The 14,644-nt window shown below is 32.0% G+C and carries 11 protein-coding genes; all 11 read left to right on the top strand.

Annotated elements, in window-relative coordinates; genetic code table 11:
• Nucleotides 1-43: 43 nt before the first annotated feature.
• Nucleotides 44-3,565, top strand: coding sequence for a nitrate reductase (locus DIS18_RS12195; RefSeq protein WP_109353361.1), 3,522 nt, complete (start codon nucleotides 44-46; stop codon nucleotides 3,563-3,565).
• Nucleotides 3,565-5,001 carry a rubredoxin domain-containing protein gene (locus DIS18_RS12190; RefSeq protein ID WP_109353360.1) on the top strand — a complete coding sequence of 479 codons (1,437 nt, stop codon included), beginning with the start codon at nucleotides 3,565-3,567 and terminating at the stop codon, nucleotides 4,999-5,001. Before DIS18_RS12195 ends, DIS18_RS12190 begins: the two co-directional genes overlap by 1 nt.
• A gap of 132 nt (nucleotides 5,002-5,133) precedes the next feature.
• Nucleotides 5,134-5,544: a response regulator gene (locus tag DIS18_RS12185; RefSeq protein ID WP_109353359.1), complete on the top strand. Its 411-nt coding sequence runs from the start codon at nucleotides 5,134-5,136 to the stop codon at nucleotides 5,542-5,544.
• Nucleotides 5,544-6,083, top strand: coding sequence for a heme NO-binding domain-containing protein (locus tag DIS18_RS12180; protein ID WP_109353358.1), 540 nt, complete (start codon nucleotides 5,544-5,546; stop codon nucleotides 6,081-6,083). Before DIS18_RS12185 ends, DIS18_RS12180 begins: the two co-directional genes overlap by 1 nt.
• On the top strand, nucleotides 6,083-7,294 hold the full coding sequence (locus tag DIS18_RS12175) for a sensor histidine kinase (RefSeq protein WP_109353357.1): 1,212 nt from the start codon (nucleotides 6,083-6,085) through the stop codon (nucleotides 7,292-7,294). Before DIS18_RS12180 ends, DIS18_RS12175 begins: the two co-directional genes overlap by 1 nt.
• Nucleotides 7,295-7,297: 3 nt before the next feature.
• Nucleotides 7,298-8,431 carry an FIST signal transduction protein gene (locus DIS18_RS12170; RefSeq protein ID WP_109353356.1) on the top strand — a complete coding sequence of 378 codons (1,134 nt, stop codon included), beginning with the start codon at nucleotides 7,298-7,300 and terminating at the stop codon, nucleotides 8,429-8,431.
• Nucleotides 8,431-9,480, top strand: coding sequence for a sensor histidine kinase (locus DIS18_RS12165; protein ID WP_109353355.1), 1,050 nt, complete (start codon nucleotides 8,431-8,433; stop codon nucleotides 9,478-9,480). Before DIS18_RS12170 ends, DIS18_RS12165 begins: the two co-directional genes overlap by 1 nt.
• Nucleotides 9,481-9,482: 2 nt before the next feature.
• Complete coding sequence (locus tag DIS18_RS12160) at nucleotides 9,483-9,800, top strand: histidine kinase (RefSeq protein ID WP_109353354.1); 318 nt, start codon at nucleotides 9,483-9,485, stop codon at nucleotides 9,798-9,800.
• A gap of 9 nt (nucleotides 9,801-9,809) precedes the next feature.
• On the top strand, nucleotides 9,810-10,526 hold the full coding sequence (locus tag DIS18_RS12155) for a LytR/AlgR family response regulator transcription factor (RefSeq protein ID WP_109353353.1): 717 nt from the start codon (nucleotides 9,810-9,812) through the stop codon (nucleotides 10,524-10,526).
• Nucleotides 10,527-10,636: 110 nt separating this feature from the next.
• Complete coding sequence (locus DIS18_RS12150; RefSeq protein ID WP_109353352.1) at nucleotides 10,637-13,243, top strand: DUF6923 family protein; 2,607 nt, start codon at nucleotides 10,637-10,639, stop codon at nucleotides 13,241-13,243.
• 379 nt (nucleotides 13,244-13,622) lie between these two features.
• Nucleotides 13,623-14,507, top strand: a complete 885-nt coding sequence (locus DIS18_RS12145) for a hypothetical protein (RefSeq protein ID WP_109353351.1) — start codon at nucleotides 13,623-13,625, stop codon at nucleotides 14,505-14,507.
• Nucleotides 14,508-14,644 lie beyond the last annotated feature (137 nt).

Here is a 14,644-nt window from a genome sequence, read left to right as displayed (position 1 = left end):
CTAAATAATTATTGGTTTAATTCGTATTAAATGCTTGCCTTAGATGATGAAAAACGAAATAAAAACAACGTGTTCCTACTGCGGTGTAGGTTGTGGTATTATTGTTAAAAAAGATGCTAAAAATACTGTTTTTGTAGAAGGCGATAAAGATCATCCTGTCAACAAAGGGATGCTATGTTCCAAGGGCATGAATTTGCATTACGTTGCAAATGATACTTCTGATAGGATTTTATACCCTGAAATGCGTTGGAGTAGATCACATCCTCGTGAGCGTGTGAGTTGGGACGATGCTTTAGATAGAGCAGCGAGCGTTTTTAAATCCATCATCAAAAAACATGGATCTGATAGCGTTGGGTTTTACGTATCTGGACAAAGTTTAACTGAAGAATATTACATTGCCAATAAACTTACAAAAGGCTTTTTAGGGACAAATAATATTGATACCAACTCCCGATTATGTATGAGTTCTGCGGTGGTTGGTTATAAAAAAGCCTTTGGGGAAGATAGTGTACCGATTTCGTATGCTGATATTGAATTGGCAGATACCTTTTTAATCACTGGAGCAAACCCTGCTTGGTGTCATCCTATTTTATTTAGACGCTTAGAAAAACATAAAGAGGACAATCCAGATGTTAAAATTATAGTGGTTGACCCAAGAAAGACAGATACCGCTAATTTTGCAGATTTACATTTACAACTCCTTCCAGGAACGGATGTCATTCTTTACAATGCTATTGGTCGCTGTTTATACAAACGTGGATTAATCGATGAGAAATTTATAAAAAACCATACGCAGGGATTTCAAGATTATAAAGATTTAATTTTTAAAACATCTTTAAAGCAAGCTTCAAAATTATGTGGTGTTCCTGAAAAGGACATTCAACAAGCAGCAGATATGATAGGGCTTTCAAAAGGTTTTATAAGTATGTGGGCTATGGGCTTAAATCAAAGTGTAGTAGGTACCGATAAAAATGTATCCTTATTAAACTTATCGTTAATTACTGGGCAAGTTGGAAAACCAGGTGCTGGTCCGTTTTCATTAACAGGACAGCCTAATGCGATGGGCGGGCGAGAAGTAGGAGGTATGGCGAATCTTTTGGCGGTTCATAAAGATTTAATGAATGAAGAACACCGTAGAGAAGTAGCGCAATTTTGGGGTGTTGATAAAATAAATCCAAAACCCGGACTCACAGCAACCGAAATGTTTGATGCATTAGAAAGCGGTAAAATGAAAGCGGTTTGGATTGCATGTACAAACCCATTGGTAAGTTTACCCAATTTGAATCGTATTGAAAAAGCCATGAAAAATGCAAAGTTTGTTGTGGTTCAAGAGATTTCTCATAAATCGGATACGGTCGCTTTCGCGGATTTAGTATTACCAGCAGCAGCGTGGTTAGAGAAGGAAGGCACCATGACGAATTCTGAACGTCGAATTTCATATTTACCTAAAGAAATAGAAGCTCCAGGAGAAGCCAGACCAGATGTTGAAATTTTTTGTGATTTCGCTCAGCGTATGGGCTTTAGAGGATTCAACTTTAATAATGCTAGCGAAATTTACGATGAATATGCATCTATGACTAAGGGGACAAATATTGATGTGTCCTTTTTAAATTACGATAGATTAAAAAACGAAGGCACCTTTCAATGGCCAGTTCCTGAACATAGGCATCAAGGAACGCCTCGACTTTTTGAAGATAAAAAATTCTATACACCATCACAGAAAGCACAGTTTAATTTACCAAGTACTATTGAAAATACATCGGTTAAGCCGAATGAAACCTATCCTTTGATTTTAACAACAGGACGTGTTCGAGACCAATGGCATACCATGACAAAAACAGGAAAGGTATCTAGATTAAAAACGCATTACCCAACACCTGTTTTAGAAATTCATCCTGTAGATGCGTATTTGAATAAAATAAAAGATGGTACTATTACTGAAATTACAAGTGAGAATGGTGTGGTTCGAGTGCGTGCAAAAATTACAGAGAACATTAAAAAAGGCGTGGTGTTTTTACCAATGCATTGGGGCAAACAATTACAAAGTAATTTAAACCGTGCTAATAATTTAACGAATACGCACGTTGACCCTACATCAAAAGAACCTGATTTTAAGTTCACAAGGGTCTCGGTTTCAAAATATAAAAAGACAGCTGAAAAAATTATAATCGCTGGGGCAGGAGCTGCAGCATTCCGATTTGTTCAAAATTATAGAGAACAGAATGAAACAGATGAAATTCATGTGTTTTCAAAAGAACCAAATTTGTTCTACAATCGCGTCTTGTTGCCAGAATATGTTACTGAAGAATTATCATGGGAGCAACTTCTTAAAATTAAAGAAAAAGAGCTTAAAAAGCTAAATGTTCATTTACATCCTGAAACTTTTATCACAAAAATTGATAAAGATCAAAAAGTAGTAACAGATAGTAATGAAGCTACGCATAATTTCGATAAATTGATATTGGCAACTGGTAGTCGCGCCTTTATTCCAAAGGATGTGCAAATAGATTTGCCAGGGCGTTTTACGATGCGTAATAAAAGTGATGCCGATAGTTTTAAAGCCTATTTAGAGGCTACAGGATTACCTCCAGAAGAGCAGCATGTGGTTATTGTTGGTGGTGGATTACTTGGTTTGGAGTTAGCAGCAGCCATGAAACATAAAAATGCAAAAATTACAATTGTACAACGTGGTTCGCGCTTGATGGAGCGTCAATTAGATAAAGTGTCTAGTAAATTATTGGCTTTAGATGTTCAAGAACGTGGTATCCAAATTTATTTTGATAATGAAGTAAGTACGGTGTTTGATGATGAAGATACAGGCGAATTAAATATCACACTAAAAAGTGGAAAATCGATAACAGCAAATGCTATTGTATATGCTATTGGTACAATTCCAAATGTAGAAATTGCTAGAGAAAATGGTATAAAATGTATAAGGGGTGTGAAAGTAAATCAACATTTACAATCGTCTCATCCTGATATTTTTGCTATTGGAGAAATTGCAGAATTTAACAATCAGCTATTCGGTATTACGTCTGCTGCAGAAGAGCAAGCCAATATTTTGGCAAACTTTATTGCTGGAGATGTGAGTTGTTCATACAATGGTTCTGTACTCATGAATATTCTAAAATTCAATGATTTGAATTTATGTAGCATTGGAAATATTAGTGTCCCCGAAAATGATGATAGCTATGAGGAAATTATTTTTACAGATATTAAAAAGCGCTATTATAAAAAATGTATTGTAAAAGATGATTTGTTGGTAGGCGCAGTTTTAATGGGCGATAAGAATGAATTTGCCGAATTTAAAACCATGATTGATAGTAAAATTGAAATGGCTGAAAAGCGTGATAAATTACTTCGAGGGTCTTCAAATGATGTGCCCGTTATAGGTAAGTTAGTGTGCTCTTGTAGTCAAGTTGGCTCAGGAAATATAGAAGAAGCTATTTCAAAAGGATGCACAGATTTTACGACGCTTTGTGATAAAACAGGAGCAGGTTTAGGTTGTGGAAGTTGTAAAACTGAAGTTAGAGAGATACTTCAAAACTCAAAAGTATTAGCATAATGGAAGAACCGTATAGATTAATGATAAACGGTGGTGTATTATCGCCAGGAGAGTTGAAATATATTTGTGAAGCTGCAGAAAGTTTAGGACTTGATGCTATTTCTTTTGGGTCTAGACAAGATATTATTTTTCCAGAGGAAATTGATAAAAGTAAGTTTAGTCAGTTTGATAAAATTCAATTTGTAAAGCCTAAACGCGATGGTGTTGAGAATATAGCATCATCCTATGTGTCTACCGAAATATTGCCAAGTACCTCATGGTTAACAAGTGATCGCTATTTGTATATTTTAGAGCAGTTTAAGCACACACCAAAACTTCGTATAAATGTTACAGACCCTATGCAGCGTTTGGTGCCTTTATTTACAGGAAATGTGAATTTTATAGCCTCTGAACACGAAGATTATTGGTATTTGTATCTGAGACTACCCGATTGGAAAAAAACAGAAATGTATCCCGCTTTAATTTATAGTTGGGACATGGATAAGATAGAATTAGCCATTGAAAATATTTTAATTGAAGAACCGGAAACTATAGATATGGTTTTCGATTTAGTGAGCGATGCGATTGATACAAATAACCGTACTGTAGATAAACCTTTAGAGGTGCCATTTTATCCATTTCCATATTACGAAGGGATGAATCGTATTGGTCAAGACCGTTATTGGTTGGGACTATATTGGCGAAATAACAGGTATGATATCCCATTTTTAAAAGCCATGTGCGATTTATGTTTTGAAAATAAAATTGGTAAAATTTCCATCACGCCTTGGAAGTCTTTTATTGTAAAAGGAATTCCCTTAAAGTCCAAACTACAATGGGAAAAGTTTTTAGGAAAGTTTGGAATTAACGTGCGTCATTCCATGTTGGAAATGAATTGGCATTTACCTGTAAACGACAAAGAAGCTTTAAATCTTAAAAAATATTTGGTTACTAATTTCGATCAAAATGATATTAGTACTTATGGATTAACCTTCGGAATTACAAGTTATGACAGTGATACTTATAATTTCACATCTATCGTAATAGAAAAAAATAGGCCACCAGAAATTAAAGGCGATTTCACAATCCGAGATACTTACAATCTGTTGTACGCTAAAAATTTCGACCCAAATACTAGAAACTACATTATGCATGTTCAAGATGTTGATAAGCTAGAATTACCAGGTTTGTTAATGGAATTAAGCCAGCTTTATTTTGAGCAATTAGGAACAGAAAAAGAAGATGAAAATATTCAAACATCAAATAATGAAACCTTTGAAGAAGAAGTGCATCAATGTTCAGAATGTATGACAGTTTATAACGAAACTTATGGAGATATTACTCAAAATATTCCAGCAAACACTTCTTTTGAAGATTTACCAGTGGATTACGAATGTTCACTATGTGAAGCACCTAAAAATAGTTTTAAGAAGAAAGTGTTGATTAAACCTTTTTAAGGTAAAAACCATTCGTCGACACTTAAACGTCATTCGTCTACACTAAAATAAGTATTTAACGAAATAGAATTTTAACCTGCCTTTATTATTTTAATTTTATTGATTGAGAATAAATTAAAAAAAGTAAATTAAATGAAGGCTTTAAATATATTATTAATAGAAGATGACATGATTGAGGTCATGAAGTTGAATAGAACTATTTCAACACTTAAGCTAAATCATAAATTAATTGAAGCAAATAATGGAGAAGAGGCTTTAAAAATTTTAGAAAAAAAAGACGAATTACCTGACATAATTTTATTAGATTTGAATATGCCAAAAATCAGTGGTATAGAGTTTCTTGCTATCCTAAAAAAGGATAATGTTTTAAAATACTTACCAACAATAATACTAACAACATCTAATAATCAAAAAGATTTATTAGAATGTTACAGATTAGGTATTGCTGGTTATGTTTTGAAACCCTTGAAGTATGAAGAATATACTTCAAAAATAGAGAAACTATTGGCATATTGGAGTATTAATGAATTAAAAAAGGTGTAATGAAAGGTATTGTTTTTACTGAGTTTTTAGATTTAGTTGAAGATAAATTTGGATTAGAAGTTCTTGATAAAATTATAACTCAGTCAGATTTAGAATCTGGTGGTGTTTACACTTCTGTCGGAACTTATAAGTTTTCTGAAATGTTACAATTATTGCAGCATTTAAGTGAACATACGGGTATTTCAATTGATGATTTATTATTAGTGTATGCTGAACATTTTTTTAGTGTTTTAGAAAAAAGTTACCCAGGGCTTTTAGCTACTTATAATGATCCTATTGAAATGATATCTTCAATAGAAAATCATATACATGTAGAAGTTAGAAAAATATATCCAGATGCTGAATTGCCAACGTTTGAGGTTGTTGAAAGAACTGAGAACTCATTAATAATTATTTACAAATCAAGTAGAGCGATGCATCATTTTGGTTTGGGACTAATGAATAAGACTTTTGAGCATTTTAATTCAACAGCTACTATTGTTTTGGAAAAAATAAAAGAAGATGGCACAGAAGTAAAGTTTTTAATTAATAAAAACTAATGAGTCAAGATAAAATTGACATGTTACAGCGTGCACTTGCGCGTGAAAAAGCTGCCAGAAAACAGGCAGAAAAAATTCTTGAAAATAAATCTGCCGAATTATATGACGCAAAGCAAAAACTGGAAAAGTCTTATTCAGAGTTAGAAACTTTACTCAATAAAACAGATTCTCAGTTGCAAGGTGTTTTCGAAAATATAGTTGACGCTTATGTTATTATAGATTTAACAGGCAATGTTTTAAAAATGAATGATGCTGCGGTGGGCCTATTGGGTTTTGAAGACTCAAATCAAGATTTTAATCTTATTGAGATGGTTCATCCAAATGAATTAGAGCGTGTTGCTGAATCTTTTAAATATCTTTTTAATAATGGTACACTTACTGATTTTAATGTAATTATTATTACAAGAAAGAAAGAAGAAAAATTAGTACATATAAATGCCAGTATAATTTATGATAATGGTTCTCCAGTTGCAGCACAAGGTATAGTTAGGGATGTAACTGAATTAAAAACTCTTGAAATTCAAAAAGAAAAACTACTAAAAAAGCTAGAAAAGAGTAATGACGAACTTCAAGAATACGCTCATATTGTATCACACGATTTAAAATCTCCATTACGAAGTATTGATGCTTTAGTAAATTGGATAAAAGATGATAATAAAGATAAGTTGGATGAAGTTAGTCTTCAAAATTTTAAACTTATTGAAACGACATTAGAAAAAATGGAACAACTTATTTCTGATGTTTTAAGTTATTCTAGTGTTGGTACAAATGAAAGCGAAAAAGTAAATGTAAATTTAGATGAGGTTATTACTGATTTAATTGAAATCATGTATAAGCCAGATCATGTAACAGTAGAGGTATTAAACAAACTACCAACATTAAGAGGAGACAAAACGAAGTTGCAGCAATTGTTTCAAAATCTTATTAGTAACGCTATTAAATTTATAGATAAAGAAAAAGGCTTTGTTAAAATTAATGTTGAAAACCTTCAAACCCATTATCAATTTTCCATAGCAGATAATGGTATGGGCATTGAAAAAAAGTTTCATGATAAAATCTTTAAAATATTTCATTCACTCAATAAAAGTAAAGATTCAACAGGTATAGGATTGTCAATAGTTAAAAAAATTATTGATTTGCATGAAGGCGAAATTTGGTTAGAAAGTGAACCAGGAAAAGGAACAACATTCTTTTTTACATTAAAAAAATAATTTATGAAAACGGTTCAATTAAAAAAAAACAGAGCAGGTAGTTGGGAATATTTAAGTGATAATATTAGACTTATAAAACCTCTAGTTTTAGTTTTAGGTAACAGATATTTACTAGAAAATGGTACAATTTATAAAGAAGTAAAACAGTTGTATCCAGACGGTCATATTGTATTTGGCTCAACAAGTGGAGACATTACTTCAGAATCTGTTGATGATGAAAGTATTTTAATAACAGCCATTGAGTTCGAAAAAAGCTCCTTTTTAATAAAAACTAGTAATGTTTTAAATTCAAATTTGGATAGTTTTAAAACTGGAAAAGATCTTATAAACCAGTTTCCAGAAGAAGGGCTAAAATATGTTTTTGTGCTATCAGAAGGTAGTTTTATTAATGGTAGTGAGTTAACTAAAGGTATGAACTCTGCTATAGATGAAAATCTTCTAATAACTGGAGGACTTTGTGGAGATGCAGCACGTTTTGAAAAAACATTAGCATCATATAATGAAAACCCAAAAACAGGAGAAATTATAGCTATTGGTTTTTACGGAGAATCATTAGAAGTCTCTTTTTCAATACATGGTGGTTGGACTCCTTTTGGTCCAGAACGTATTGTTACTAAATCTAAATCTAATGTATTGTTTGAATTAGATAACAAGCCTGCGTTAGATTTATATAAAAAATATTTAGGAGATAAATCAGCAGAATTGCCTGCAGCTGCATTATTATATCCTTTAAATGTAAAGTCAACTGAAGAAAAGCAAGCATTTGTTAGAACGATTTTAAATATAAATGAAGATGATAATACCATGATTCTTGCGGGTGATATCCCCGAGAATTCTAAAGTGCAACTTATGATGACTAATGTGGATAACATTGCCAATGCATCTGAACGTGCTGCAAGACAAGCATTAGAGTTAAGAACTAACAAGCCTCAATTGGCTTTATTGGTAAGTTGTATTGGCAGAAAGTTGGTTTTAGATCAGCGAGTAGAGGAGGAAATTGAAGAAGTTGTTGCTGTTGTTGGTAGTAAAACAACTATGTGTGGTTTTTATTCTTATGGAGAAATTGCTCCTTTTCATGGTGAAAGCAACTGTCAATTGCATAATCAAACTATGACTATAACGCTAATAAGCGAATAATGAATTCATTACTTAAACGTCAAATTCGAAAATATCTATCAGAAGAACAAGCCTCATCTAAAGATTTAGAGCAGTTTCTAGATGCAGTAAATAGATCTTTCACAAATTTTGATGAGCAATATGTAATGCAACAACGTGCTATGACTATAAGTTCAGAAGAGTTATTTGTTGCTAATGAACAATTGAAATTAGAAGCTATAGCTCAAAAAGAAGTTATTGATAAGTTAAAACACGTTATAGAAACTCTGAAATTTTATGAACTTCCTGAAAAACAAAAGCTAGAAAATACAGATTTAGATGGATTGAAGTTGGTAGAATTTATTGATAATCAAACCAAAGAAATAGTTGAAATAAATAAGCAGAGAGAAAAGCTTTTGAACGAATTAGCTTATCAAAATCAAGAATTAAGTGATTATGCCCATATGGTATCACATGATTTAAAATCACCTTTAAGAAACATTGACACATTGACTACCTGGTTAAAACAAGACTATGAGGTTGTTTTTGATGAAAAAGGGAAAGAAAGTTTGAATCTTATTAGAAATAATGTAGAAAAAATGGATACACTTATAAGTGGTATTTTAAATTATTCTACCATTAATAAAAACAAAACAGAATTTTATGATGTAAATGTCGATAAATTAGTTGATAATATTATATCTACAATGCTGACACCACAACATATTACCATAAAAAAAGCCCGCAAACTACCAGTTGTTAATGGCGATAAATTTAGATTACAGCAGTTATTTCAAAACCTTATAGATAATGCAATAAAATATAATGATAAGGCTAACGGACTTATTGAAATAGGCGTAGATGATGATAATGCATTTTGGAGATTTTTTGTAAAAGACAATGGCAAAGGTATTGATGATGCCTATTTTGATAAGATATTTAAAACGTTTCAAAAACTTGAGAATAACCCAGAATCTTCGGGGATTGGGTTGTCTATTGTAAAAAAAATTATAACACTTTATGGTGGTGAAATTTGGGTGGAATCTGAATTAAATAAAGGGACAACATTCTATTTCACTTTAAAAAAATAATTATGGAGCAACCTAATTTATCTTATATAAATCAATTATCAGGAGGCGATAAAACCTTTGAGGAAAAACTAATATCTATTATAAAATTAGAATTCCCTGAAGAGAAAGCAATCTATTATAAGAATATTGAAAGTGATAACTTTAAAGAGGCTGCAGAAAATGTCCACAAACTTAAACATAAAATTAGTATTTTAGGGCTTGAAAAGAGTTATGAAGTTGCTGTTGACTTTGAAAATAATTTATTAGAAAAAAGTACAACAGGTAAAGAAGAATTTGACAATATTATGCAAATGATTACAAACTTTCTAACTACCCTATAAAGTTATTTTATGAATTGTATTATTATTGATGATGAGGCTACAGCTAGAGCAATTATAGCTCAGCTTTGTACAAATATTCCTAGCTTAAATATATTAGAAGATTTTCCTAATGCGATGCAAGCGATAAAGTATTTGAATCAAAATGATGTAGATCTTATATTTTTAGATATTCATATGCCTGATTTCACAGGTTTTGATTTTATTCAAACATTAAAAAATCCTCCTAAAATAATTTTAACTACTTCAGACCCTCAATTTGCAATAGAAGCTTTCGAGTATGACTGCATCGTTGACTATTTAGTAAAACCGATAGCATTACCTCGTTTTGAAAAAGCCATTCAAAAAGCTGAATCGATTTCAAATAAAATTCAAGAAACAACTGCCGCAGCTTCAAGTCAAATAGAAACAAGCTCTGGAAACGATTTATACGTTAATATAGATAGACGACTTATTAAAATAGATATACCAAGTATTTATTTAGTAGAAGCTAAAGGCGATTATATTCAGGTAAAAACAGAAGACAAGAATTACACAGTACATTCTACTTTAAAAAAAATTGAAGATAAATTGCCTAATGATTTATTTTTAAAAATACATCGTTCTTATATCATCAATGTTCAAAAGATTATTGATATTGAGGATAATAGTGTGCTTATCAAGAAAGATGTTATTCCGGTAAGTCGTTCAAATAGACCAGAATTAATGAAACGATTAAACTTACTATAATCGTTTAACTTGTTAATATTTCCATTCGTCTACACTTAATTTTCATCCATCGAAAATTGCATTTTAAGATGCCTTAGTCATATATTTTTGTGCTATAAATAAATTATATCATGAAAAGAATATTACTATTATTACTGGTTATTATATCACAAGTTAATGCTCAAGTAGGAGTTGGTTCAGAAGACGTACCATTTAATTGTGATTATAATGCATACTTGTTTCAATACAATGATGTGTATGCTATCGATTTAGCATCAGGAAATTCATATACAGTTGCAACTGATGTTGCAGAAGGCAATATAAATGCAACAGCATACAATCCTGCTGATGGTTTTATTTGGGGGTCTTTAAGTACACCAGCAAAATCAATTGTTCGTATTGGGAAAAACTTTAAAACCACAACGTTTTATATAGATGAGTTACCAACTAGTGGTCGTTATGTAGGCGATGTTAGTGCTGAAGGTATTTACTATTTAAAAGGTGGTGGAACAACATATTATGCTGTAGATTTAAATCCAGATTCTGATAACTACGGAAAATATATTAAAACGTTAAACCTATCTAAGAATATTAGTATTCACGATTGGGCATTTAATGCTGTAGATAAAAAATTGTATGCAGTTGAAAAGAAAACCAATATTCTATATAGAATAGAAGCCGAAACTGGAGCTATGGAAAGTTTGGGAGAAGTGCCGATTCTTTCAGGTTTAAATTACACTTATGGTGCGGTTTATTTTGATGCTTCTGGTCGTTTTTATATATCGGCAAACCAAACAGGAACTATATATGTCATTCAAAGTGTTCAAGAGTTAAATGGATCAAACTCTATGGAATCTAATTTATTTGCTTTTGGACCGTCTAGTGCGCAAAATGATGGTGCACGTTGTCCTACAGCTCCAGTACCGCAAGAAATTTGTGATAATGGTATTGATGATGATGGCGACGGATTAATAGATTGTGAAGATCCATCTTGTTCTGGTTATGCAGGGTGTCCAGTAATTGAGTTATCTACTTCTTCAAGTGCAAACCAGGGTGGTTTAGAAAGTAACAACAGACTCTCTCAACAAATCAGCAAACGTAATTTTAATAGAGCAAAGAGCAATTATAAATTTGACAAAACAGCTGCTAAACGTTTTTCAAAAACATCTAAATATGGTAAAACTAAAGCTGGAAAAGGTAATGGGTTTCAATTATCAGATTTTATTCCATTAGATGTTATCAATGAAGAAGATGTTATAGAATCGTCTCCAAAAGATTTAATAAACATTACAAACGCAACCGATATCTATTCAGTTGATTATATGCGAAATAACGATGCCGTAGCTTCTATTTTGTTATTAAAAACAGATAAAGGCGTTTACGAGCATACTAAATACATTTGCGATAGATTATTAGGAGCGCAATTAATTTCGGTATCTACAATTGAAATTAAAGAACAACAATTTATTAAATCATTAATCAGAACTATTGATGGCTCTTTAGAGTTTGTTTTAAGTCTGTCAGCAAAATCAATAAACAATGGTGCAAATTTCGGAATTGAAAGCCATTGGAATTTAGATAAATACGAGAATAATGTTGGCTTTTATAATTTCCAAATCTGGTCAAATTCTTTAGACGATTTATTACGTCTTGGAGAAGAAGTGGTAAGATTGTTAGATGTACAAAAACCGGTTACTAGTTATAACAACTCAACACCACCAACAGTTTTTGTTAGAAAAGGAACATACCGTAACGGAAAACTAGATTTACAAATTGTAAATACAAATAGGAGTGAAGCTATTGTTTTTGATGGCGGATTAAGAGGAACAGAAACAGAAACCGTAGACTATGTATCATCTATTATTGAATTAAACGGCGATTACATTTCTAATGTTCAAGTAGAAGCTGGAAACCTTTTTGATATAGGTTTTAGAATTGGAGACGGTATACAAACTCCAGATGATTTGTTTATGTCTGATGGTCCTTGGGGATACGATGATGCTGCACCAACTACAACCGTTACAAACTATACTGTAGAAACAAACGAAACTCAGTTTGATGACGATGAATATGCTGTAGAACGTAACATTAATTTAGAAGCAACAACTAGCGAATATATTGCGGCTTACAGAGCGTTAACACCAAAGTTTAACCCCATAGATTTGTCTGAGTATAACAGCTTTAAATTACAAGCTAAAGGTACAGGAACACTTATTATAAGATTAGTAAAAGAAAGTGTTACCAACTGGGAAACACAATACAAAGCAAGTATAGATTTAACAGAAGAGTTAACAGATTATAGTTTACCATTTTCTGAATTTAAATCAAGCAACGGTACACCATTAGAAGTAAACGATATAACCTCTATAGTGTTTACCATGTTAGCCGAAAATGGTACAGAAGTTACTAAATCCATGACATTAGAGCAATTGCGTTTCTCAACAAGCAGCACATTATCTGTGGCTAGCTTAACAGAAACTAAAGCTTTAGATGCTGTGGCCATACCAAACCCAATGAGCTCTCAAACAACCATACACTTTACAGCACAAAACTCAGAACATGTAGAGTTGTTAGTTTACAACCAAGTAGGGCGCTTAGTAAAACAAATACCATTTAGTGTAGTATCTGGTAAAAATGAAATAAAACTAGAACGCGGAAACCTAAGTTCTGGTATCTATTTCTGTAAAATTAGAAGTAACCAAACCAATTATAAAACCACAAAACTACTCATGGATTAATTAATAGCAAATTATTCTAGGTGGTAAGGCAAAAGACGTAAGTTTTTTGCCTTTTTTTATTATAATAAAGTAAGGTTAATTATTTGGGCGTTACCCGCCTAAGGTCGGGTCGGGCTTTCACTACTCAATCCCTCTCCCGATAGCTATCGGGATCGGGGATTTCAAACATGCCGTTCAATCCCTAACGCGGGTACTGGCATACTATTTTAATGTCGTATTAAGTAAGAAAATTATAGGTTTTTATCGTGTTTTTTAGTAATTTTCTGGCAGTTAAATAAAACTTAAAATGTTTTGAAATTACTTAAAGCTAAGCAGTAGGAAGGTATAGACTTATAAAGTTACGCATATAAATAAGTTAGGCACAATATGAACCAACCATATGGAAAAAGAACAAAAAGAAGAAAGAATTGAAACTTTTGAAGAAAAATTTGAGAAGTTTATTGGAACAGCTAAAGAAGAAGTTTCTTCTCTAAAAGCCGAACTGAATGACGTTACAGAATTATATAATGATTTTGTTAAAAAACCAAATACAGCAGTTCCAAGTAAAGCGGAAAAACTGAATGAGACTTTTGAAAAAGTAACTGAATATAATATCGAAATCAGCGAAATCGAGACTAAAGTACAGGAATTTGAAACAAAAGTATTTGGAAAAACAACAGAAGACAAAGAAGCTTTAAAATTTAAAATCACCGAATTAAAGTCTGAACTTGAGGAATTACATTCTGATTGGGAAGAAAAGTATGGTACATTATCAACAAAAATTGAAGATTTACTTCCTGGTGCGACATCTGCTGGACTTGCAAAATCTTATCACGACCAAAAAAAGAGCTACAAAACACCTAATATACTTTGGTCAATAGTATTCATTGGAACAATGATAGGAATGGTTTGGTATGCAGTTACGACAATTAAAGACAGCGAAACTGTTGGAGGAGCATTTATGAATATTCTTGCAAGAGCACCATTTTTTGTTCCGACAATTTGGCTTGCATTATTTGCAAGTAAACAGCAAAGTCAAAATCGCAGACTTGAACAAGAATATGCTCATAAGGAAAGTCTTGCTAAATCTTACGAAGGCTATAAAAGAGAAATTGCAAAACTACCTGAAAGTTCCGATAAAGACGAAATAATGGAAAAATTAGTTGCTTCTCTAATTGATGCTTCAAGTTATAATCCAAGTGAAACATTGGAAAAAAAATCACACAATGACTCACCACCTCTTTTAAGTTCTTTAATGAATAGAAAAGTAGATAAAACCGAATAAATAATATGCCTAACATCGAAAAAAAATAAATGCGGTTTAGATATAAAACAATGTAGTTGCGTGTTTGCTACATCTGAATTTTATTCGGAAATTTCTTGCACACAAACCCGCAACTATTCTTATATATAACCGTAGTG

It is taken from the genome of Algibacter marinivivus (assembly GCF_003143755.1).
Taxonomy (GTDB): domain Bacteria; phylum Bacteroidota; class Bacteroidia; order Flavobacteriales; family Flavobacteriaceae; genus Algibacter_B; species Algibacter_B marinivivus.
The sequence above is the reverse complement of the archived record's forward strand: the minus strand, read 5'-3'. Positions and strand labels throughout refer to the sequence as shown.